Below are 22,689 nucleotides of genomic sequence, written 5' to 3' on the forward strand. Positions count from 1 at the left end.
AAACCTCAGGTGCCATTGGCATGAAACGTGATTACATCTAACTCAGTGATTGTTCAACAATCTTGAGGTGGTGATGACGCTCAATTTGTCTTTAGCCGACCAGATCGCTCTGGAGCTACGTGCCGACATTATCGGTGGGCGGTTATTGCCAGGTATGCCGTTGATCGAGGTAGATCTCGTCAAAGCGTACAACGCATCGCGCAATACGATTCGTGAGGCGCTACATCGCTTGGGCCAGGAGGGGCTCACGCGCTATGTGCGCAATAAGGGCGTGATGGTTCGGCGCTTGGAGCGAGAAGAAGTGCGTGACCTGTTCGTAGTGCGTCGTACCCTGGAGTTGCAGGCGATTGCCCAGAGTGGCCCGCTGGCGGACGCTCAATCAGACCGTATGCAAAGCGCCATTGAGGCCACGACTCTGGCCCGGGAGCGCGAGGACTGGCGAGCGGTGGCCACCCACAGCCTGGTGTTCCACCAGCAGATTGTCGGGTTAATGGGCAGCCCGTTGTTCGATGAGTTTTTCGCTCAGGTGATTGCGCAGTTGCGCCTGGTGTTCTGCGCTGCGCCTGATGAGCAGCGTTTTCAGTCACCCTGGCTGGAGCGGGACCACGAGATTTACACGCTCCTGGTCAATAACCACACCTTGGCCGCTAGTGAGGCAATGAGCCTGTACCTGGATGATTCGGAACGCCTTTCCCTTGCCTTGTTTGATCACTCTTGATGGAGGATTGCCCCATGTACAAAGACTATCCGGCCGCTTACCAGGTCAGTAAAGGTTCAGCGTTGCAGGTGGATACGGCGTTCTATGAGCGTATTCGTGATCACAAGGATCAGCGCACGTTGATCGAGCAGTTCGAGGTACCGATCCGTACGGGCAGGGCATGGAAGGTTCCGGCTGGGCATGTGTTTCGTGTGACCACGCCGGTGGGGCCGCAGGTGGGTGACTTCAATGTGTGGAACGCCAATGATCCGCGCGAACGTCTGTGGGCTGCGCGTACCCGGCAGCTACAGGGCGCGCATGTCAGTACCCATGACCGGCTGTGGTCGAATCTGCCATTCTTACGGCCCCTGGTGACCATCACCGATGACAGCCTGGCCAGCTACGGCATTGATGAGCACGGCGGCCGCCTGCACGATTTGCTTGGCACGCGTTGCGACCCTTATGTGAACCGTATGCTGACCGGTGAGGACTTCCATCACCACTGCCACTCGAACCTGACCCGTGCGGTATTGCCCCATGGTCTGACAGAGTTCGACGTGCATGATGTACTGAATATTTTCCAGTGCACCGGCCTCAATCACGATGACATGTACTTTATGAAAGCCTGTCCGGCGCAGAAGGGCGATTACCTGGAGTTCTTCGCCGAGATTGATCTGCTGTGTGCGCTGTCGACGTGCCCGGGCGGGGATTTGTCGCTGCCGATGTGGGGGCCGGACGCGCAGGATCCGCTGACGGTGTGTCGTCCGTTGGGGGTGGAAATCTACAGGCTGGAGGATGAGTTGCTGAGCGGCTGGAGCCAACCGGAACGTGCTGCCTACAAGGGGCAGCACGGGTTGCATATTGCCAAGGCGGATTGGGAGTAACTCAGGGTTCAGCGATCCTGCGCATCCTTGGCATCCGCCTGCGCATTACGCTCGGCCACGCGTTTGCGTTGTTCGTCGGTGAGTTCCACCTTGTTGGCGCTGTCACGCAGCATCATCAGCCCACCGACGATCGACCCGATCGCTACTAACATAATCAACCACGCATACCACGGCATAAGGCTCTCCTTGAGGCAGACATCCGTGGGAGATTTTTCCCACGGTAATGACTGCTTTGAGTGACGGGCTTTCTGAGTAGTTCAGTGTAGGCCCGTTCTGCCTCGCTGGCCCTATAGTCCCGTCAACATCGCATCTGCTGGGGCATCGGCGCGGTCTTGCGCGGTCATCTGGAAGTAGATGAAACCCACTGCCATGAAGCCGAGGAAGATCAGCCCGATCAGGGTGTTGAACCAGGCCATCGCCACCAGGCACACCACCGCCAGTACCAGTGCAATCCCTGGCACGATGGGGTAGCCCGGTGCGCGGAACGTGCGTTCAAGCAGCGGTTCGGTCTTACGCAGTTTGAACAGGCTGAGCATGCTCATGATGTACATGACGATGGCACCGAACACCGCCATGGTGATCATCGCGGCGGTCAGGGTCATGCCACCCAGGTTGATCAGGCCGTCGCTGTAGATGGCTGCGATGCCGACGACGCCGCCGGCGATGATGGCGCGGTGGGGTGTCTGAAAACGCGACAGTTTGGCTAGGAAGGGCGGCAGGTAACCGGCGCGGGCCAGGGCGAAGAACTGGCGCGAGTAACCGAGGATGATCCCGTGGAAGCTCGCCACCAAGCCGAACAGGCCGATCCACACCAGCATGTGCAACCAGCCGGAGCTTTCGCCTACCACGGTTTTCATCGCTTGAGGCAGTGGGTCGTTGATGTTCGACAAGGTGCGCCAGTCGCCCACGCCGCCGGCGAAGAACATTACGCCCATGGCCAGGATCACCAGGGTCAGGATGCCGCTGATGTAGGCTTTTGGAATAGTACGCTTGGGATCTTTGGCCTCTTCGGCGGCCATGGCCGCGCCTTCGATGGCGAGGAAGAACCAAATGGCGAAAGGGATTGCCGCGAACATCCCGGCAATCGCCGGGGCGCCAAAGGTGTCGGAACCGGCCCAGCCATTGAGGGCAAAATTGCTGAAGCTGAACGCCGGGGCGACCACGCCCATGAACACCAGCAGTTCGGCGACGGCGAGTACGCACACCACCAGTTCAAAGGTAGCGGCAAGTTTTACACCGAGGATATTCAGGCCCATGAACACGATATAGGCGCCAACGGCCGCGTGTTTCGGGTCCAGGGCCGGGAACTGCACATTCAGATAGGCGCCAATGGCTAAGGCGATGGCAGGCGGCGCGAACACGAATTCGATCAGGGTCGCCAACCCGGCAATCAAGCCGCCTTTCTCGCCAAAGGCACGACGACTGTAGGCAAACGGCCCACCTGCATGGGGAATCGCGGTGGTCAGCTCGGTGAAACTGAAGATAAAGCAGGTGTACATGGCGGCTACCATCAACGAGGTCACCAGGAAACCCAAGGTGCCAGCCACGCCCCAGCCATAGCTCCAGCCGAAGTACTCGCCGGAAATCACCAGCCCGACGGCGATGCCCCACAGATGCAGGGTGCCCAGGGTGGGTTTGAGTTGTGTGTTCATTGTGCGGTGCTCCCTGAAGGGGTTGGAATGATTCAGGGTGTTGCAGCGGTTGTGCCAGGCTGTGGAACTGTGTCGTAAAGCCGTAGCTGTGTCGTCTGGGGAACGGTTTGGCGTTTGAATGTGGCTTGAGTTGCACCACATAAGTGCGGTGGTGAGTGAGCCGGCGCTTTCGCGAGCAAGCCCGCTCCCACATTTGACCGAGTTTTAACTGAAAGAACGCAGTCGAATGTGGGAGCGGGCTTGCTCGCGAAGAGGCCCTCCCAGCCACTGTAAGCCCCGCATAAAGCCACTCTTTACGCCATCTTTACGCCCCACCCACCGCCTCGCTCTCGTTCCTTTACACCACTCCTGCGGACAATTGCCCCACACGCGGCACTCGCCGTTAAACGGAGAAACTTCCATGAGCGTTCTGGACGGGGTGTCACTGCTATTGGCCGTGGCGCTGTTCATTTATCTGCTGGTTGCGCTGTTACGCGCGGATCGGAACTAGGAGCAGGGCTATGCACAGTTATGACTATTGGCTGATCATCGCCTTCTTTGCCGTGGTACTGGTGCCGGCACCGTTCCTGGGGCGGTTCTACTACAAGGTGATGGAAGGCCAGCGCACTTGGTTGACGCCGGTGCTGGGGCCGGTGGAAAACGCCTGCTATCGCCTGGCGGGGGTGGACGCGCAGCAGGAACAGAGCTGGCAGAAATACATGCTGGCCTTGCTCGCATTCAACCTGGCGGGCTTTTTGCTGTTGTTCTCGATCCTGTTATTCCAGGGCTCCCTCCCGCTGAACCCGCAGAAACTGCCGGGCCAGGAATGGACCCTGGCGTTCAACACCGCCGTCAGTTTCATGACCAACACCAACTGGCAGAACTACAGCGGTGAAGCGTCGCTGAGCTACCTCAGCCAGATGGTCGGCCTGACCGTGCAGAACTTTGTCAGCGCCGCCACCGGCCTGGCAGTCCTGGTCGCCTTATGCCGTGGGATCGGTCGCAAATCCGCTCAGACGCTGGGTAACTTCTGGGTCGACATGACCCGCGCCACCCTCTACGGCCTGCTGCCGTTGTGCCTGGTGCTGGCGCTGTTCCTGGTGTGGCAGGGCGTGCCGCAAACCTTCGCCCATTACGTTGATGCCGTCACGATGCAGGGCGTAGATCAAGTGATTCCCCTGGGCCCGGCCGCCAGCCAGATTGCGATCAAGCAACTGGGTACCAACGGCGGTGGTTTCTTTGGGGTGAACTCGGCGCATCCGTTCGAAGACCCGACGGCCTGGGCCAACCTGTTCGAAGTGGCCTCGATCATCCTGATCCCGGTGGCGCTGGTGTTTACCTTCGGTCATTACGTCAAGGACCTGCGTCAGAGCCGGGCGATCCTCGGTTGCATGCTGGCCCTGTTCCTGATCGGTGGCGCGACGTCGCTGTGGTCCGAATACCAGCCCAATCCAACCCTGAATAACCCGGCCGTGGAGCAAACCGCACCGCTGGAAGGCAAGGAAACCCGCTTTGGCACCACCGGCACCGTGTTGTGGTCGGTGACCACCACCGCGGCGTCCAACGGTTCGGTCAACGGCATGCAGGACAGCCTCAGCCCCCTGAGTGGGATGGTGGCATTGGTCAACATGATGGTCGGCGAAGTGATCTTCGGCGGTGTGGGTGCCGGCATGTATGGCATGTTGCTCAACGTGCTGATCGCGGTGTTCCTCGCCGGGCTGATGATCGGCCGCACCCCGGAATACCTGGGCAAGAAACTCCAGGCCAAGGAAGTGCAATTGCTGGTAGTGACCTTGCTGGTGATGCCGGTGGGCGTGCTGGTACTGGGCGCCATCGCTGCGAGCCTGCCTGGTCCAGCCGGTGCCATCAGCAACCCTGGTCCTCACGGGTTCAGCCAGTTGCTCTACGCCTACACCTCGGCCAGTGCCAACAACGGTTCGGCGTTCGCCGGCTTCAGCGCCAACACCCCATTCCATAACCTGATGCTGGGCCTGGGCATGTTGATCGGCCGCTTTGGCTACATCCTCCCGGTACTGGCCCTGGCCGGCAGCCTGGCGATGAAGAAGGCCGCACCGATTGGCCAGAACAGCTTCCCCACCCATGGCGCGTTGTTCGTAACGCTGTTGACCGTGACCATTTTGCTGGTGGGCGGCCTGACCTTCCTGCCGACGCTGGCACTTGGGCCCATTGCTGAACATCTGAGTATGGCTGCTCCTAAATAAAGAGCTGAAGGGATATGAACATGAATATGCCTGCAAAAAACGCGGCCCCGGTCAAAACCCAGGAGCCTGCCAAAACCGCTATCTCGGCTCTGTGGCGCCCGGCGCTGGTCCAGGCTTTCGTCAAGCTGGATCCGCGCCAACTGCAACGCTCGCCCGTGATGCTGGTGGTCGAACTGACCGCCATCCTCACCACCGTGCTGTGCTTTGTACCCGACACCAGTGTGCCGACCTTTGTCGCCGTGCAAATCGCCGTGTGGCTGTGGTTCACCGTGCTGTTCGCCAACTTCGCCGAAGCCCTGGCCGAAGGCCGCGGCAAGGCCCGCGCCGACAGCCTCAAGGCTGGCAGCGAAGGCTTGAGCGCACGTCGCCAAGAAGCTGATGGCAGCTTCAAGATGGTGCCGGCCACCAGCCTGCGCAAAGGCGATGTGGTGCGTGTCGCCGCCGGCGAAATGATCCCCGGTGACGGTGAGGTCGTCGAAGGTATCGCGGCGGTCAACGAAGCGGCGATTACCGGCGAGTCCGCCCCGGTGATCCGCGAGTCCGGCGGTGACCGCTCGGCCGTCACAGGCAACACGCGGCTGGTATCGGACTGGCTGCTGATCCGCATTACCGCCAACCCGGGTGAGTCCACATTGGACCGCATGATCGCCCTGGTGGAAGGCGCCAAACGCCAGAAAACCCCCAACGAAGTCGCGCTGGATATCCTGCTGATCGGCCTCACCCTGATCTTCCTGCTGGTGGTGGTGACCCTGCAGCCGTTCGCCCACTTCGCCAATGGCAGCCTGCCCCTGGTGTTCCTGGTCGCACTGCTGGTAACGCTGATTCCGACCACCATTGGCGGCTTGCTGTCGGCCATCGGTATTGCCGGCATGGACCGCCTGGTACGCCTCAACGTGATCGCCAAGTCCGGTCGCGCCGTGGAAGCGGCGGGGGACGTGCATGTGTTGCTGCTGGACAAGACCGGCACCATCACCTTCGGTAACCGTCGCTGCTCGGCCGTGGTCGCCGCGCCTGGCGTCACTGGCCGGGAGTTGGCCGAAGGCGCGCTGCTGGCGTCCCTGGCGGATGACACGGCGGAAGGCAAGTCCATCGTCGAATACCTGCGCGCCCTGCATCCGCAGGCCGAGCCGAGCCTGGACGAGTTGACCGCGGTACCCTTCAGTGCCGAAACCCGCTTGTCCGGTGTCGACTACCAGGGCCGCGTGTTCCGCAAAGGCGCCGTGGATTCGCTGCTGGCGTTTATCGGTCAACAACGCAGCGACCTGTTACCTGCACTGTCGCGGGAAATCGACAAGATCGCCCAAAGCGGTGGCACTCCCTTGCTGGTGTGTGCCGATGGCAAATTGCTCGGTGCGATCCATCTCAAGGACGTGGTCAAGCCCGGCATCCGCGAGCGTTTTGCCGAGCTGCGCAAGCTGGGGATCCGCACTGTGATGGTCACTGGCGACAACCCGTTGACCGCCGCCGCCATTGCCGCTGAAGCGGGTGTGGACGACGTGTTGGCCGAAGCCACCCCGGAGAAGAAACTCGCACGTATCCGCCATGAGCAGAACGATGGTCGCCTGGTTGCCATGTGCGGCGACGGCGCCAACGACGCCCCGGCACTGGCTCAGGCCGACGTCGGCATGGCGATGAACGACGGTACCCAGGCCGCTCGCGAAGCCGCCAACATGGTCGACCTCGACAGCGACCCGACCAAGCTGCTGGACGTGGTGCAGATCGGTAAGGAATTGCTGGTGACCCGTGGTGCGCTGACGACTTTCTCCATCGCCAACGATGTGGCCAAGTACTTCGCGATCCTGCCGGCGCTGTTTGCCTCGATCTACCCACAATTGGGCGTGCTCAACGTCATGCACTTGCAGAGCCCGCAGAGCGCAATCCTGTCGGCTATCGTGTTCAACGCCCTGATCATCGTCGTGCTGATTCCCCTGGCATTACGCGGTGTACGTGTACAGGCGGCGAGTGCGGCGGCGTTGTTGCGGCGCAACCTGCTGATCTACGGCCTGGGCGGGCTTTTGGTGCCGTTCGTGGGCATCAAGGCCATCGACATGCTGCTGACGGCGCTGCACCTGGTTTGAACGGGCGACATTGGTTTGCTGATTTATTGAGGATTTGACGATGACTAATATGATCCGCCCGGCCCTGAGCCTGCTGGTCCTCATGACCCTGATCACCGGCGTGGCCTACCCACTGGTAGTCACCGGCGTGGCGCAAGTCGCCTTTCCCGACCAGGCTAATGGCAGCCTGGTGCACGACGCCAGCGGCAAGGTGCGCGGCTCGAGCCTGATTGCTCAGGATTTTACTGGCGACAGCTGGTTCCACCCTCGCCCGTCAGCCGGGGCGTTTGCGACGGTTTCCAGCAGTGCCAGTAACCTGGGCCCAAGCAATCCGGCCTTGGCGACCCGCATATTCGAGGATGCCAGCAAGCAACTGGTGTCTGGCCAGGGGCCGGTGCCACTGGCCTCGCTGACTACCTCTGGCAGCGGTCTTGATCCACACTTGCCACCATCGGCGATTGCCTATCAACTGGCGCGGGTAGCGGCGGCGCGGAATGTGCCGGTATCGACCTTGCAGCGGTTGTTGGATGAGCACATCGAAAGCCCGTTGGTGGGGCCGCCAGTAGTAAACGTCCTGGCCCTCAACATGGCCCTGGAAAAACTCTGACCCCTAGTGAGAGGGGGCTTGCTCCCTCCCACAGTTGATCTTCATTGACCTGAAAATACCTGCCTGAAGGAACCCCCGAGCATGAGCGACTCCGGCCGCGCCGATGCCCTGTTAGCCGATCTGCCCCGGGATGGCCGTGGCCGGCTCAAAGTTTTCCTCGGCGCCGCGCCGGGCGTGGGCAAGACCTACGCCATGCTCCAGGCGGCTCACACCCAACTGCGCCAAGGTGTACGCCTGATCGCCGGGGTGGTGGAAACCCATGGCCGCGCCGAGACCGAAGCCTTGCTCAGCGGCCTGCCGCAACAACCGCTGTTGCGCAGCGAATACCGTGGCGTAATGCTCGAAGAAATGGACCTCGACGGCCTGCTCGCCGCCAAGCCCAAGCTGGTGCTGGTGGACGAACTGGCCCACAGCAATGCTCCCGGCAGCCGTCATGAAAAGCGCTGGCAAGACATCCAGGAATTGCTCGCCGCCGGCATCAACGTGTTCACCACGGTCAACGTCCAGCACCTGGAAAGCCTCAATGACCAGGTGCGCGGCATCACTGGCGTGCAAGTGCGCGAAACCCTGCCGGACTGGGTGCTGCAAGAGGCTGACGAACTGCTGCTGATCGACCTGCCATCCCGCGAGTTGCTGGAGCGCCTGCGTGACGGCAAGGTGTATGTGCCGGAGCAGGCGCGTGCGGCCATCGATGCATTTTTTACCCAGACCAACCTCATGGCCCTGCGCGAGCTGGCCATGCAAACCGCCGCGGCCCACGTCGACGACGACCTGGCCCAGGGCTACCGCCAACTCGGCCAGGCCGCGCCAGCGGTACGCGGGCGTTTGCTGGTGGGCGTGGATGGCGATGCACACGCCGAACGCCTGGTGCGCCATGCCAGCCGCGTGGCCCAGCGTCGGCATTTGCCCTGGAGCCTGGTGCATGTCGATAACGGCGGTGTGCGGGATGAGCAATCGCGGCTGCGTCTGCAAAACGCCCAGCAACTGGCAGAGCGGCTGGGCGGGGAAGTGGTGTTGCTGCGCGCGGGGGAAGTGGCCAAGACGCTGATCCAGCATGCCGCCGAACGCCGCGCCAGCTTGTTGCTGGTGGGGCAGTCACGCATGCGCTGGCGGCGGCGCTTGTTCGGTGGCGGCTTGGCGGCACGCCTGTTGCGCAATGCCCGAGGCCTGGAAATCAACGTCCTCGACAGCGATGACATGCCCGCGCCGCCGCGCCTGCCGGATGTGCGCGGTTTGGTGTGGTTCGATTACGCCTTGGCCGTGGTCGCCACCGTGGTCGCTGCGGCTGTGGCCTGGGCCGTGTCCAGCGTCTTGCCGCTGCCGAATATCTCGCTGGTGTTTCTCGCCGCCGTGCTGCTGGTGGCGGTGCGCAGCAGCCTGGGGCCGTCGCTGGTGTGCGCGGCGCTGTCGTTCATGACCTACGATTTTCTGTTTATTCCGCCGAATTTTTCCTTCGCCATCCAGCGCGAAGAGGATGTGCTGACCCTGCTGTTCTTTCTGCTGATGGCGGCGTTGACCGGCAACCTCGCCGCACGCCAGCGCCGCCAGTTGCAGGCATTGCGCGATACCCAGGAAGAAACCAGCGAGCTGCTCGACCTGTCGCGCAAGCTCACCGCCGCCACCGATCGCCAGGCGGTGATCAGTGCTGCGGCTCATCACCTGCAAGGCTGGAGCGACCTCGACCTGTGCCTGGTCAATCGCGACGCCCAGGGTGGCTGGAAGGTCGAGACCGGTGGCCCGTTGACGCTCACTGAAGCCGAGCGCGCTGCCGCCGATTGGGCCTGGCAGCATGATCAGCCTGCGGGCATGGGCACCGGCACCTTGCCGTTTGGGCGTTGGTGGTGGTGGCCGCTGTCGGGTGAGGAGGGGCCGTTGGGCTTGCTCGGTGTCAGCGCCAAACCGGGCCTGGAGTTGAGCGGGCAGCGTCGACGCTTGCTCATCGCCTTGAGCCAGCCGCTGGCGCAGGCCTTGGCGCGAGCACAGCTGGGGCAGGAGTTGGAGTCGGCGCGCCTGCATGGTGAAACCGAACAACTGCGCAGCGCTTTGCTCGCTTCGGTGTCCCATGATCTGCGCACGCCGTTGACCTCCATGCGCGGCAGCATCGACAGCCTGCTGGCCCTCGGTGAAGCCATCCCCTTGGAGGATCGCCGTGAATTGCTCGAAGGCACCCGCGATGAAGCCGAGCGCCTGGACCGTTATATCCAGAATCTGCTGGACATGACGCGCCTGGGCCACGGCGCGCTGAAACTGGCGCGCGATTGGGTGTCGCCAGGCGATATCGTCGGCAGTGCCCTGGGGCGTTTGCGCGCGGTGCTGGCGCCCTTGCACGTGAGTACCGAGGTGCCGTCGGAACTGCCATTGTTGTATGTGCATGCAGCGTTGATCGAACAGGCATTGGTCAATGTGCTGGAAAACGCCGCACGCTTTTCACCGCCCCAGGGCCGCTTGCAGTTAAGTGCGGGCGTGGCGGACAACCAGCTGTTTTTTGCCGTGGCCGATGAGGGGCCGGGGATTCCCGAAGATGAACGCGCGAAGATCTTCGACATGTTCTACACCGCTGCCCGCGGAGACCGGGGCGGGCAGGGCACCGGCCTCGGGTTGGCGATCTGCCAGGGCATGGTCGGCGCGCATGGCGGGCATATCAGCGTGGCTGATGGCATTGACGGGCGGGGTACCTGCATCACGTTGTTTCTGCCGCTACAATCTCAACCTGGCTTAGACACTGACCTTTGAACGGCTCCTGAATGGGGTGATTTCTTAATGGATTTTGACGGACACCATGAGCCAGACCGCGACGATTCTAGTCATTGATGACGAACCGCAGATCCGCAAATTCCTGCGGATCAGCCTGGCCTCCCAGGGCTATAAGGTGATCGAGGCCGGCACCGGCAACGAAGGCCTGGCCCAGGCAGCCCTGAGCAAACCGGACTTGCTGGTGCTCGACCTGGGCTTGCCCGACATGGACGGCCAGCAAGTGCTGCGCGAGTTTCGCGAGTGGTCGACGGTGCCGGTGCTGGTGCTGTCGGTGCGAGCCAGCGAAGGTCAGAAGGTCGAGGCCCTCGACGGCGGCGCCAATGACTATGTGACCAAGCCCTTCGGCATCCAGGAATTTCTCGCCCGTGTGCGTGCGCTGTTGCGTCAGGCTCCGGCAGGAGAGGCCCAGGAAGCGGCTTTGAGTTTCGGCCCGCTGACGGTGGACCTGGCCTATCGCCGCGTGCTGCTGGACGGTGCCGAAGTGGCGCTGACCCGCAAGGAGTACGCGGTGCTGGCGCAACTGGCCCGCCATCCCGGGCGGGTGATTACCCAACAGCAGTTGCTCAAGGACATCTGGGGGCCTACCCATACCGAGGACAGTCACTACCTGCGTATCGTGGTGGGCCATCTGCGCCAGAAGCTGGCGGATGACCCGACCCAGCCGCGGTTTATCGTGACCGAGGCGGGGGTGGGGTATCGGTTGCTGAATGCTTGAGCTCACCGTTGTCTGAACTGGCCTCATCGGGAGCAAGTCGAATCGTCGCACCGCCCCTCCCACACTTTGAATGTATTCACAGATCAAAATGTGGGAGGGGGCTTGCTCCCGATGAGGCCATCAACAACACCCAGAATTTCAGGCCTGCTCACTCTCATACCGATCCAGCGTATCCCTGGCAATCTCCCGCCCCAACGCGATCAACTCCGGCGCCTTGTAAAACTCGAAAAACCGGCACACCCGCTTCGGCACGTTGATCAGGATATCGGGCGGGTACCCGGCGATCTTGTACTGCGCCAATGACGTCTGCATCACCTCGAAACTCTGGTTGATCAAGTCCAGCAGCGACGCAGGCCCGACGTTATCAATGATGAACGAGCCAGTCGCCGACTTTGGTGCGCCGGCTTTCTCCGGCGCGGCGGCAGGTTGCTGGGATTCGGGTTCGGCCGATTCCAGCCACGGGTTGATCTCCGCTGCCTGGGCCTGCAAGGCTTCCTGCTCGAGCTTCATCAACTGCTCGGCCTGCTTGCGGCGAAACGGCAAGTGCGAGCCCAGTGACTTGGCCAGGCTGTTGAACCGGCTCTTGAACGCCGGCGGGCGTGGGATCACCGGCAACTGGTAGTGCTTCTGGTTGGTGGCATTGAGGTTGACCGCGATGATCAAGTCGCAATGGCTCGACACCACCGGCACGATGGGTAACGGGTTGAGCAGGCCACCGTCCACCAGCATGCGGTTGCCTTGCATTACCGGGGTGAACAGGCTGGGGATCGCCGCCGAAGCGCGCATGGCCTGGTGCAGGCAGCCTTCCTGGAACCAGATTTCCTGCTGGTTGGTGAGGTCGGTGGCGACGGCGGTGTAGGGGATGCGCAGTTCTTCGATATTGATCTCGCCGACGATCTTGCGGATTTGCCCGAAGACCTTTTCACCGCGAATGGCCCCGAGGCGAAAACTCACATCCACCAGGCGCAGCACGTCGAGGTAGTCCAGGCTTTCGATCCAGTTGCGGTACTCGTCAAGCTTGCCGGCGGCGTAGATACCACCCACCACGGCGCCCATGGAACAGCCGGCGATACAAGCAATGTCATAGCCGCGTCGTTCGATTTCTTCGATCACCCCGATATGGGCATAGCCCCTGGCTCCCCCGGAGCCCAGCACTAAGGCAACACGTTTCTTCATGACCAGATCCTTCGCAAAACAGGTGCCCACAATGCACCCATCAGGGGGCCAGCTTCAATCTTCGGCTGGGCCTGCGTTATTTTTCGAGGATAACGTTTGCGCTCGGGTATGCTCTGGCAATAGGTACTACCGATTTCAGGCTAAGGACAAGGCACTTTTTCCTGTAGGCAACGTCTACAGGCTACGAATGATTTTGCTTATTTTGAGGTGTCATCGATGAAAGCCTGGATGTGTGTGCCTGTGATCGTGCTGGCCTTGGCCGGCTGTGCCGGCAAAACTGCCTACCGCGACAGCTGCGGTTCGCAACTGGATGCCGCCTGGAAAGAACTCGATCTGGCCAAGGCTGAAGGCTTCGCTGGTACCGTGAGTTACTCCAAGGCATTGTCATTGTTGACCGGCGCCAAGACCCAGCAGCAATTCGAAGCGTTTGAAGGCTGCTCCAACAAAGCCGAGAAGGCGCGGTTCTATATTCGTGAGTCTCGCGCCGGGCGTTGACCTGTAGCGGCGAGTAGGATTATTCATCGGAGAGTGAGGGCAGGATGTCAGCGTTGGTCAATCAGTTAGTCGCTCAGGTCATAGGCCTGGAAGTAGGGTTACTGAGCTGCCAGGCTCGCCTCGCCGCCGTCACTGACGATGAAGCGCTGCATGATTTGCGCACCACCGTGCGTCGCCTGCGCAGCCTGTTGCGCCCTCTGCGCGGGCTGCCCGGTGTCGAGCAACTTGAGTTGGCTGCCAGCACGGTCGGCCAACTGACCACGCCGCTGCGTGACCGAGAGGTCCTGGCGGCGTATTTGCATCAGCACGGTTATCACGACGCGGCTGGTCGGCGCCTGCGCCTGCAGCCCGAGGCTTACCGCCAAGTGGCGCAAAGCCCGGAGCTGGCGCACTTGTTGCTGATCCTGGATGCCTTCCCACGGTTTATCCGCGCGGCCCAGCACCAGAAGTTGCTCAAGGGCCTGCGCCCGCGCATCGAGAAGCGCCTGGCCAAGCAATGGCAGAAACTCGACGACGCTTTGAAGGATCCTGATCATGATCGCCACCGACTGCGCTTGCTGATCAAGCGGGTGCGCTATGCCGCCGAGGCTTACCCCGAGCTGGACAAGTTGCCCCCCAACGCGATGTCGCGATTGAAGAAAGCCCAGAGTGCCCTGGGTGACTGGCATGACTGTTGGCAATGGTTGGCCCAGGCCGGGCACCAGCCGGACCTGCAACCTTGCGTAGCGGTATGGCATCGCACCATGCTCAAGGCGCAAGGCCAGGCCGACCGTGTGCTGGACAAACTCAGCGCCGATTGTTTTTAACCCGGTCCGGCTTTTGGCCGGAATAGGCGCTGTGCCTGCTTAGCTCGATGGTTAAGATCCCCCCATCGATTTTCTTGATGTGAGGTCGCCATGCGCTTTAGTGATTTGCTCGACGCTGCCCGTAGCAACCCGCTGGATGTCACCATCCCCGCCGAATGGGCTCAGGGCCGTGCCACCTTTGGTGGCCTGGTCGCCGCCCTGCAATACGAGGCCTTGCGCGCCCAAGTGTCGGCGGATCGCCCCCTGCGCTCCCTGGCCATCACCTTTGTCGGCCCGGTAGCGCCGGATGTGCCCGCCAGTTATCAAGTCGAAGTGTTGCGCGAAGGCAAGGCAGTCAGCCAGTTGCTCGGTCGCGTGGTACAGAACGGCGAAGTGGCGACGCTGGTCCAGGCCAGCTTCGGCGCGCCTCGATCATCGGAAACTGACGTGGCGAGCGAACCGCCGCCGCTGTTCAAACATTGGGATGAGTGCCAGGAACTGCCCTATATCAAGGGCGTCACCCCCGAATTCATGCGCCATCTGGCGATGCGCTGGAGCGTCGGCGGCCTGCCGTTTACCGGCAATAAATCCCGCGACATGGGTGGCTGGGTGCGGTTGCGCGGAGATGTGAAAGAAGAGCCGCTCACCGAGGCGCATATCCTCGCATTGGTCGACGCCTGGCCGCCGGCCTTGCTGCCACACCTGAAAAAGCCCGCACCGGGCAGCACGTTGACGTGGACTATCGAGTTCATCCAGCCGCTGCAAGACCTGACCACCCTCGACTGGTGCCAGTACCACGTCAACATCGAGCACGCCCGCGATGGCTACGGCCATGCGGCTGCTGCGCTGTGGAGCCCGACCGGCGAGTTGATTGCCCTCAGCCGCCAGACCGTGGTGGTGTTCGCCTGAGCCTCAGTGCCGGTGACGCTGGCGCCAGGCGCGCCACCAGCCACCGCTCAACACAAAGCGCGGGAAGGTCACGAACTGCTCGACCACCAGGCGTTGCACCGCATCTTTACGGTCACTGAACGGCTCACTGGCCTGGGCTTCCAGGCTATGGCCGTGACGCTGCAACGCCAGGCCTGCCACGATACCAACCACGCCGACGGCGAAGCTGGCCAGGCTCAGGCTGAACACTCCCGAAACGATCAGCAGGAAGCCGACGATAAACAGCGGCACGGCAATCAGGTGCAACGCCAGGTTGGTCGGGTGCTGATGGTTTTGTGGGTAGTGACGCCATTGCCAGGCGGGGAGATTGGGGTGACGTTTGCCCATGGTGGTGAATCCTCTGTCCGTTGAAATGACTTGGACAGAGTTTAGGTTGAGGTGAGCAGGGTGGCGAATTGGGCCTGGCTATGGGGCTCATAGCCCCGCTTTTGTAACGCTTGTTTAACAGCAGGCAGAGTCAGGATCGTTAATGTAGACAGAGGGCCCGCACAAGGACGGATATTTGGTTTTAAATTCGATCAACGAGTCTGCTGACTCAGCTCTGGCGAGAAAAAAATCATCTTGTTTTTGTACAGTCATATGCAAACTATTGAGAGTGGGGATGTTTTTTATAATTACATCACTTAGCTCACCACAGCTAAGGCCAATACGGCAAGTGTTGAACCCTTCTGAGGTCCACTTTTCGGGTGGTTTATCTGGGATCTCAGGTATGTCAAATGCCAGGGTTATATGAGACCTGTGGTTGTCTATATCGATAGAAAATAAAACTATCTCCCCAATTGGGATCGGCATGGAGAAAACTTTATTGAAAAAAATGCTTCTGTCGAAGTCATTCCAAAATTTCATTTTTCACCTCGAAAATTATAGTGGTCTTTTGCATCCTTTAGCTTCCCGTGACGTGTGTTTCCAATTGGGCGTAAATTAAAATGGGCTTCCTGATCTCCGATGCCTCCGGGCGCTCCAAATTTATGTCCTGCGCTGTGCTCTTGGATAACAACTCTCTGACTGTTCTCGCGAGTGAACTCGTACTTGCTCGTGAGGAACTCGCTATAGCATTCATAGAAACGGTTGCGTAAATCACGTTTTTGATTTTTATAGAGTATTGTCTGCCCAGTTATGGTCTCCTGGTTCGGGGCTATTTATATAAACTGTCGGCCCCTTCATGGAAAGCCACTTGGCTTTGAGTTCCATAGAAGCGTTTTTTGAATTTGCGCTGAGAAAGAAGTACCCATTTTCTCGCTTTATATTTATTCTGAAAATATCCCTGCGCGGGAGATTTACTATTTTTAAGTTGCTAATTTCGGAACAGCTCAGTGCAATTCTGCACGTGTTATATCCTTTGTTCTTCCATTTTTCAGGCAGCACATCAGGGAAATCTGGTATGTCAAAACCTATTCCAAAAGAGGGTTGGTCATTTTCTATTCCCAGTGAATGAATGTAAGCTTTCCCGATTTCAATAGGCTGACTGAATATTTTGTTGAAAAAGATAGAGCCATCCAGATCATTCCAGTTTTTCATTTTTTATCCTTGAATACATAATGGTCTTTTATTCTTGGTGCCTTACCGATGTAAGGGGGCGGATGTATTAAAACTGTATTTCTTTTTCAAGGTGGATTGTTGGTATGGCACGCATGGATCTGTCTCTGCGAGTCGTAATCATGTTTTTGTATTATTTGAAGTAGTAGTCGTCCGGTCCATTGATGTAAACAGTGGGTTCGGTAATTGAAATGAATTTTGTATTGAATTTGATGGAGGCGCTGTCGCTGATGGCTTCGAATGTGAAGTAGTCATTTTCTCTATTGATTTGTACCGTGAACACCTCATGTACAGGGAGATTTAAGATTTTTAGGTCTTTAATATCATTGCAAGTGATACCAGTTCTGCACATGTTGTACTCTGTGCTTTTCCATTTTTCAGGTAAATTGTCTGGGAATTCGGGTATGTCGAAATCCATGGAAATACTAGGTTGGTCATTTTCTATCGTAAAAGAAAAAAGCGCTATCTTTCCAATTTCGACAGGATAGCTGAAGATTTTGCTAAGGAATATGCTTCCATCTAATTCGTTCCAGTGCTTCATATTATTTCCTGAATAGATATTTTTTGCGTCTTCAAGATAACCTTATCGAGGCTTTTTAATGGGTCTTAAGTTGAAGCGTGATGAGTGATCCACAATGCCATCTGCTTTCCAAAATTTATGGCCTGCTGAGTAGTCTTGGATAAAAATGTTTGAACCGTTTGATCTCGTAAATTGATAAATTTTTGTGTCAATAGATCTGTCGGGTAATTCCGGTCGTTGCCGGATTTGGCTCAAAGACTAGGGGTGCCTTACTAATCATTTCTTAAAAGTACCCACTGTTGTCATATGCGTTCAACGCTGTAACCGCTTGCAACGACTGCAAGAACAGTCTCACCACTGCCAGACTTGAAAAAGTAAGTTGTAACTTTTTCATTTGGGTCAATACACACGTTCTTCTGTGAAAGAGTAGAGGCTTTTTCCTCATGCATATCGCATACTTCACTACCCGCTGGGCTTAATCCGTGAAAGGCAATTAATCTGTGGAAGGTAATCAGGAAAAGTTGTTCTTGCTGGTCCGTAAAGACCATTAATAGCTCATCTCGTTTAGCGGTTAGTTGATCGATGACTCCATCTGAGAAAGAGAAGTTTTCTGCGTTGTAATGATTTCTTTCTGTTGATGCTGGCTTCCAGAATTTCAAGTCTAGGAAATATCTTTCCATGTCATCCATATCATCGTCGCCGATAGAGTCGTCAAAATGATGAGAAATTATCGTGCGAACTCTTGCAAGACGTTTTGTGACCTCGCAGTTGTCGATGAAGTCAGTGGTTGTTCTTCTATACTCTTCCACCGCGCCAGGTTTGTCAGCATAAAAGCTGCCAATTTTGTGAAGGGATATCAATACGAATTCAATTTCTTTCAATGCTTCAAGCGCTTCTTCGCCTGCAAGTACTATTTCTTTATTTTTCTCTAGCATTACTTTCTTCTCGTGAACTTAGGGTTGTTTATTTCTAAATTCCCTCTTACGGTTAGCTCCATGACGTTATACCTAGGGTTTTTCACCCATTCTAATCTTGATTCAGGTACATCCATCTCAATGTAGTCTCGGCCCTTGCTTTTTTCGATTTGGTATTTGTCTTGGGCATCGACAGGACTAAGTATCTTGTTTTTCGCAGGCTCGAGATACACTCTATTGTTATCTTGAGCCAATATCACGCCATCTTTTTCAATTCCTTTCGATCCTTTCCTGTTTGTGTAGTGCCTAACCCGAACCGTTCTCTCTGGCGTTGAGGCTGGTGCGGGCAGCGTTGGCTCGCCGTTGTTAGCTTTCGCGTGTTTTGTCGAATCATCGACATTATGAGTTGGTTTGCAGCCATCCCTGCCAGGACACGAGTTCAACCCCAGCGGATCCACCCACCCCGTGGGATTGGGCACATACCGGTACCCGTTGATCCCACCTGCCAACTTCACCGGGTCCGGCGTCAGGTAACGACCAATATCCGGATTGTAGTAGCGATGGCGGTTGTAGTGCAGCCCGCTTTCTTGGTCGAAATACTGCCCCTGGAAACGCAGCGGATTGTCGATTTTGCCTACGTCGAGCCGGGCAATCTGGCCGTAGGCGCGGTAGTGGGCGGACCAGACGATTTCGCCTTCGGGAGTGGTGAGTTCTTGCGGTGTGCCGAGGTGGTCGAGTTGGTAGTGGTAGGGCGTGGTGCCCTTTGGGCCATAGCCTTCCAGCAGTGCCAATGGGCGGAAGCTGTTCGGCTCGTAGATGTAGCTGCGATGACAGTCCGCATGGTGTTCGGCAATCAGTTTGTCGCCTTGCCAGAAAAATTCCGTGGTTTTGTCATCTACGGTCTTGCTGATGCGCCGCCCAAACGGGTCATAGCGGTAACTGGCGGTTTCGCCGTTCGGCTTTGTGATGCTGATTAACCGATGCAGGCAGTCGTAGCGGTATTCAGTGACGAGTTGATGGCCCTTGCCGCGCCGTTCGCGGCTGAGGTTGCCGAAGGCGTCATAGTCGTAATGGCGGTCGCCTTGGATCACCAGGCGGTTAGCGGCAACGATGTCCGGGCCGGGGCGATCTTGCATGAGCAGGTTGCCCGCCGGGTTGTGGCCGAAGCGTTCCTGCACGTCCTGCGAATGATTAGCACGGGTCAGGCGGGCGAGCGGGTCGTAACGGTAGTCGTGCTGGCCTTTACGGGTGTCGAGCAGGCGGGTGAGGTTGCCGCTTTTGTCGTAGTCGTATTGGCGTTGATAGAGGTGGTTTTGCTGTTGGGTAACCGCGTGGGCGTGCAGGCGGTTCTGGTCGTCGTAGTGGTAGTGGCTGAGGAGTTGGCCTTGCTGGCGCTGATGTTCGCGACCGCTGTGGAATAGATGCGAGGTGAGCTCTTCACCGTTGAGTTCGACGGTGGCGAGTTGGCCGCCTTTGTCATGGTTGAAGGTGAGGCGGTTGTTGTCCGGCAGGCGCAGGTTTTTCAGTTGGCCGCAGGCGTCGTAGCCGTAGCGCAAGGTGCCCCAGCCTTGGTGTTCGGCGGTGAGACGGTTTTGACGGTCGTACTCGTAGGCTAACGCCCAGTGGCCATCCTCGACGTTGAGGAGATTGCCTTGGCGGTCGTAGGCATAGTCGACAACGCTGTTATCGGGCAGGGTTTTTCGTACGAGGCGTCCGGCGTGGTCTCGCTCGTAGCAGGTGAGTAGCTGGCTGCCGTCGTCGCCGTATTCGGTCTTTTCCTGCAGGTTGCCGTTGAGGTCGTAGGCATACGCGGTGCGCTGACCGTCGAAGCCGGTTTCCTGCTGGATCAGGCTGTTGGGGTGGTAGTCGAGTTGGTAGGTTTCGCCGACTTCGTTTTCGATCTCGGTCAGCAGTAACCGAACATTGTCGTAGCGGTACTTGACCTGGGTGCCGTCGGCGTTGATGCGGCGGCTGATCAGGTGCAGACCATCGGCGTATTCGTAGCGGGTGACGTGGCCGAGTTCGTCGCGTTCGGCGATGATTTTTCCGTAGGGGTTGTAGCTGAATTCCCGGAAAGCACCGCCTGGCAAGACGAGACGAATCAATCGACCAACGCTGTCCCATTGATACTGGGTCAGCGCGCCATGTTCATCCTCACGGGCAATCTGCCGTCCAAGGTCGTCATAGCGATAGCGCTTAACCCCGCCATTGGGCAGTTGTTCTTCAACGAGCTGTCCACGCTCATTCCACACTAACCGATGACAACTGTGATCCGGGTACCAAACCCCGGTCAGTTGCCCATGTTTGTTGTAGCTGTAGTCGGTCGCGTTGCCATCCGGGTCAATCTTGCGGGTGACATCGCCCTGATCATTACGCTCGTATTTCCAGACCGCCTCGCCACGCCGTACAACCCGTACGAAGCCGTTGTCATGCTCGTAGGACGTCGGCTCATCATCCCCCGGAAACAACGCCACCAAGCGCCCAGCTTCGTCGTACTGATACGCCGTCACCGCCCCCAGCGGGTCTTGCTCGACGGTTAGCCGGCCTTTTTCATCGTAGGATTTGAAGTGCTGGGCGCCGTCCGGATCAATCCGCTGCACCAGCCGCGCCCGGTCGTCATGGACATACACTTCCTGGCTGCCGTCGGCGTTATGCACGGTGACGCGGCCGTCATCGCCCCAGGCATAGCGCGTGTCCATCTGCGAAAAACTCGCCCAATGCCGGACACAGCGAGCCGCCTTGCCGGAGCCTTCCCACGCCCAAAAGAAACTCGCCCCACCGGCCAACTGTCGCTCAACAATGACGTGCTGATCGTCGTACCGATAACCCTCGCTCTCACCGACGGCATTGGTCGCGCAAACCAGTCGTCCATCTTCGTCATAGGCGTAGGAAACAACGTTCTGCTCGGTCACCCAGACGTAGGGCTCACGCCCTTTTGCGCGATGAACCTGGTAGTCCACCGCGACGATGCGATCCAGTTCATAGCGCAACAAAAGCGAGCGACCGACGCCGTTATCCAGCCGCTCAATCCGCCCTGAATGATCACGGCAAATGCGCAGGCGGTTGTCATACGCATCGCTGATCGAGACCAGCACACCGTCGCGAAAGTGATAGAACCGCGACGCCTGGGCCAGCACTAACTCATCAGGAGCCGAGCCCAAGTAGATCGCCGCTTCCGCCAGGCTATTGGTGATCGCGGGTCGAGAGTCAGTGGGCAAGGGAAACTGAGTACAGCGATTCTCGTGGTCGGTCCACACCACCGAGTCGCCAGAAACAACCAGCCTGTGCGCCAGCGAATGACTCCACCCAAACCCCAACCCACGATCCAGTTCCACCGCACTGGTGCGATACAACCGCGTCCACTCAAACGGCAAAATCCCGTCCAGCGAACCATCGGTGAGGGTCAGCAATTCCTCGCCGGTGACCATCGACACCGGGCAGCCATTGGTGGCCGTTTTATTCGCTGGGGCCGCAGCATCTCCCTTCGGATTCGAAGCCACGGCAGGCACATCATCCACAGGTTCCTGCCGGGCCAGCACCGTCTGCCGAGTCTTGTTACGAACCGCTGGCACCGAGTTGGCAACCAGATTTTCCCCAGCCTTCAACGGCGCAACCGATACTGCCTTGACCGGCGTCGCCGCACTCCCCAACAACAACGGCTTGGCCGCCTCCACATGCGGCCCCAACCCCGGCCCTACAAGCTGCTTGGCCAGCAATTCCAGCAAGGCCCGCGCGCGTCCGGACTTGATATGCCCCAGCACCTGCGTGCCCAGACGAACCTGCACGCCCATTCCCCGGGTCGCCCAGATCAGCAACAAGTTGATCAAGACTTCGCCGGTTATCTCACCCAGCAACTCATACATCTCTGGCGGCGGCAGCATGCGTATCCAGCCAACCACCGCCGACAGGTAGATAAACAACAGCGGCTCATCACTGAGTATCAGCAGGCCTTTAGCAATCGCGTCTTTGCCCAGCTTGAGCAGCGCATCCAGTTCAGCCGGGGAGATGTACTTCAGCAGCTTTTCGCTGTTGGATCTGAGATTCGCGAGCAGGTCATACAGCTCGGTGATGTTGTCCCACAGGTTGTAGAAGGCCTTGCCAACCCCGGCTGCAAAGGCAATGCCTTGCATGCCACTGCGTTTGTAGGCTGGCGCTTTGGCAAAGTCTGCCCATTGAGGCTCGAAACGCTCGTCCCATTGTTTGCGCAGATCAGCTTCCAACCCGTCAATCACTGACTCGTAGGAGGCATGTAGTGCCTTGACGTGATCCTTGGAGACGTTGGGGTAAAAGGTGATTTGGTATTGCTGGTTGCGGCTACAGTCGTTGACTTCAAGAATCCCGCTGGGGCCGATGGTCCGGTGGATTGGAGCGCCCACTGGGCTGCCATCCTGGGCAATGGCTTGCAACATCACCGGTGTGTTGCCAATCGGTACGAACTGCGTACTTTCGAACAGATGCACCAGGGTCAACGAGCCCTGGGCCTTGCACATGGCGGTGGTGCGACTTGGAGTGGTGGAAGAAATAGGCGCAACCAGCGCCACCTCATCCCCTACCTTGAATACCTGCTCGACTTCCAGCGCAGAAAAGCTCCAGAAGCTCTCGGCCCATTGGTCAAACGTATTCAGGCAATCGCGCAAGTCTCGAAAAACGCTTTCAACATCCGGCGTTTTGGCGTTCATCGGGGTCAGGACGAACTTGCCAATGACCGGGATCAAACGTCGGCCCCTGGGGGCAAGGTATTGACAGAG

The 22,689-nt window shown here is 58.6% G+C and carries 22 protein-coding genes; 11 read left to right on the top strand and 11 right to left on the bottom strand.

From position 1 onward, the window contains the following. The first annotated feature begins 73 nt into the window (after positions 1 to 73). Both FRT59_RS05055 and FRT59_RS05060 read left to right on the top strand, forming a co-directional pair. Positions 74 to 718 carry a GntR family transcriptional regulator gene (locus FRT59_RS05055; protein ID WP_034118764.1) on the top strand — a complete coding sequence of 215 codons (645 nt, stop codon included), beginning with the start codon at positions 74 to 76 and terminating at the stop codon, positions 716 to 718. A 14-nt stretch (positions 719 to 732) separates the two neighbouring features. Then, complete coding sequence (locus FRT59_RS05060; protein ID WP_034118765.1) at positions 733 to 1,581, top strand: urea carboxylase-associated family protein; 849 nt, start codon at positions 733 to 735, stop codon at positions 1,579 to 1,581. An 8-nt stretch (positions 1,582 to 1,589) separates the two neighbouring features. On the opposite strand, the gene FRT59_RS05065 is transcribed toward FRT59_RS05060, so the two are convergent. Both FRT59_RS05065 and eat read right to left on the bottom strand, forming a co-directional pair. Continuing rightward, complete coding sequence (locus FRT59_RS05065; protein WP_153870561.1) at positions 1,590 to 1,757, bottom strand: DUF2897 family protein; 168 nt, start codon at positions 1,755 to 1,757, stop codon at positions 1,590 to 1,592. Between the two features lie 111 nt (positions 1,758 to 1,868). Beyond that, the gene (gene eat, locus FRT59_RS05070) at positions 1,869 to 3,233 is read right to left on the bottom strand and encodes an ethanolamine permease (RefSeq protein ID WP_034118766.1); all 1,365 of its coding nucleotides are present in this window, start codon (positions 3,231 to 3,233) and stop codon (positions 1,869 to 1,871) included. Between the two features lie 400 nt (positions 3,234 to 3,633). Between eat and kdpF the strand changes: the two genes are divergently transcribed. The 6 genes from kdpF to FRT59_RS05100 all read left to right on the top strand — a co-directional run bounded on the left by kdpF (position 3,634) and on the right by FRT59_RS05100 (position 11,567). Beyond that, positions 3,634 to 3,723: a K(+)-transporting ATPase subunit F gene (gene kdpF, locus FRT59_RS05075; protein ID WP_003218754.1), complete on the top strand. Its 90-nt coding sequence runs from the start codon at positions 3,634 to 3,636 to the stop codon at positions 3,721 to 3,723. 10 nt (positions 3,724 to 3,733) lie between these two features. Next, positions 3,734 to 5,434, top strand: coding sequence for a potassium-transporting ATPase subunit KdpA (kdpA, locus tag FRT59_RS05080; RefSeq protein WP_153870562.1), 1,701 nt, complete (start codon positions 3,734 to 3,736; stop codon positions 5,432 to 5,434). A 14-nt stretch (positions 5,435 to 5,448) separates the two neighbouring features. Next, positions 5,449 to 7,512 (top strand): potassium-transporting ATPase subunit KdpB, encoded by a 2,064-nt coding sequence (gene kdpB / locus FRT59_RS05085; RefSeq protein ID WP_153870563.1) that lies wholly within the window; start codon positions 5,449 to 5,451, stop codon positions 7,510 to 7,512. Between the two features lie 40 nt (positions 7,513 to 7,552). Then, complete coding sequence (gene kdpC / locus FRT59_RS05090; RefSeq protein WP_153837786.1) at positions 7,553 to 8,098, top strand: potassium-transporting ATPase subunit KdpC; 546 nt, start codon at positions 7,553 to 7,555, stop codon at positions 8,096 to 8,098. Positions 8,099 to 8,179: 81 nt separating this feature from the next. Next, positions 8,180 to 10,831, top strand: coding sequence for a sensor histidine kinase (locus FRT59_RS05095; protein ID WP_153870564.1), 2,652 nt, complete (start codon positions 8,180 to 8,182; stop codon positions 10,829 to 10,831). Between the two features lie 46 nt (positions 10,832 to 10,877). Then, positions 10,878 to 11,567, top strand: a complete 690-nt coding sequence (locus FRT59_RS05100; protein WP_124411827.1) for a response regulator — start codon at positions 10,878 to 10,880, stop codon at positions 11,565 to 11,567. Between the two features lie 138 nt (positions 11,568 to 11,705). Here FRT59_RS05100 and FRT59_RS05105 read toward each other — a convergent pair whose 3' ends face one another. Continuing rightward, positions 11,706 to 12,743: a patatin-like phospholipase family protein gene (locus tag FRT59_RS05105; RefSeq protein ID WP_043047421.1), complete on the bottom strand. Its 1,038-nt coding sequence runs from the start codon at positions 12,741 to 12,743 to the stop codon at positions 11,706 to 11,708. A gap of 216 nt (positions 12,744 to 12,959) precedes the next feature. Between FRT59_RS05105 and FRT59_RS05110 the strand changes: the two genes are divergently transcribed. From FRT59_RS05110 to FRT59_RS05120, 3 genes are all read left to right on the top strand, one after another. Beyond that, positions 12,960 to 13,238 carry a hypothetical protein gene (locus FRT59_RS05110; protein ID WP_012722962.1) on the top strand — a complete coding sequence of 93 codons (279 nt, stop codon included), beginning with the start codon at positions 12,960 to 12,962 and terminating at the stop codon, positions 13,236 to 13,238. A gap of 44 nt (positions 13,239 to 13,282) precedes the next feature. Beyond that, on the top strand, positions 13,283 to 14,044 hold the full coding sequence (locus tag FRT59_RS05115) for a CHAD domain-containing protein (RefSeq protein WP_034118773.1): 762 nt from the start codon (positions 13,283 to 13,285) through the stop codon (positions 14,042 to 14,044). A 90-nt stretch (positions 14,045 to 14,134) separates the two neighbouring features. Then, entirely contained in the window at positions 14,135 to 14,932 is a 798-nt protein-coding gene (locus FRT59_RS05120) for an acyl-CoA thioesterase (RefSeq protein ID WP_153870565.1), read from the top strand. Positions 14,933 to 14,935: 3 nt separating this feature from the next. Here FRT59_RS05120 and FRT59_RS05125 read toward each other — a convergent pair whose 3' ends face one another. The 8 genes from FRT59_RS05125 to FRT59_RS05160 all read right to left on the bottom strand — a co-directional run bounded on the left by FRT59_RS05125 (position 14,936) and on the right by FRT59_RS05160 (position 22,656). Continuing rightward, positions 14,936 to 15,298, bottom strand: coding sequence for an Mpo1-like protein (locus tag FRT59_RS05125; RefSeq protein ID WP_043047418.1), 363 nt, complete (start codon positions 15,296 to 15,298; stop codon positions 14,936 to 14,938). A 114-nt stretch (positions 15,299 to 15,412) separates the two neighbouring features. After that, complete coding sequence (locus FRT59_RS05130; RefSeq protein ID WP_153870566.1) at positions 15,413 to 15,817, bottom strand: Imm50 family immunity protein; 405 nt, start codon at positions 15,815 to 15,817, stop codon at positions 15,413 to 15,415. After that, positions 15,814 to 16,110 carry an HNH/endonuclease VII fold putative polymorphic toxin gene (locus FRT59_RS27415; RefSeq protein ID WP_332875329.1) on the bottom strand — a complete coding sequence of 99 codons (297 nt, stop codon included), beginning with the start codon at positions 16,108 to 16,110 and terminating at the stop codon, positions 15,814 to 15,816. The genes FRT59_RS05130 and FRT59_RS27415 overlap by 4 nt, the downstream gene beginning before the upstream one ends. Then, a complete protein-coding gene (locus tag FRT59_RS05140) occupies positions 16,064 to 16,489 on the bottom strand; it encodes an Imm50 family immunity protein (protein WP_153870567.1) in 426 nt (141 codons plus the stop codon). The genes FRT59_RS27415 and FRT59_RS05140 overlap by 47 nt, the downstream gene beginning before the upstream one ends. A 151-nt stretch (positions 16,490 to 16,640) precedes the next feature. Then, positions 16,641 to 17,048 carry an Imm50 family immunity protein gene (locus tag FRT59_RS05145; RefSeq protein ID WP_153870568.1) on the bottom strand — a complete coding sequence of 136 codons (408 nt, stop codon included), beginning with the start codon at positions 17,046 to 17,048 and terminating at the stop codon, positions 16,641 to 16,643. Between the two features lie 42 nt (positions 17,049 to 17,090). Next, entirely contained in the window at positions 17,091 to 17,282 is a 192-nt protein-coding gene (locus tag FRT59_RS27475) for an HNH/endonuclease VII fold putative polymorphic toxin (RefSeq protein ID WP_153870569.1), read from the bottom strand. Between the two features lie 47 nt (positions 17,283 to 17,329). Then, positions 17,330 to 17,962: a hypothetical protein gene (locus tag FRT59_RS27140; RefSeq protein WP_153870570.1), complete on the bottom strand. Its 633-nt coding sequence runs from the start codon at positions 17,960 to 17,962 to the stop codon at positions 17,330 to 17,332. Then, a complete protein-coding gene (locus FRT59_RS05160) occupies positions 17,962 to 22,656 on the bottom strand; it encodes an RHS repeat-associated core domain-containing protein (protein WP_153870571.1) in 4,695 nt (1,564 codons plus the stop codon). The genes FRT59_RS27140 and FRT59_RS05160 overlap by 1 nt, the downstream gene beginning before the upstream one ends. Positions 22,657 to 22,689 lie beyond the last annotated feature (33 nt).

It is taken from the genome of Pseudomonas haemolytica (assembly GCF_009659625.1).
Lineage (GTDB): Bacteria > Pseudomonadota > Gammaproteobacteria > Pseudomonadales > Pseudomonadaceae > Aquipseudomonas > Aquipseudomonas haemolytica.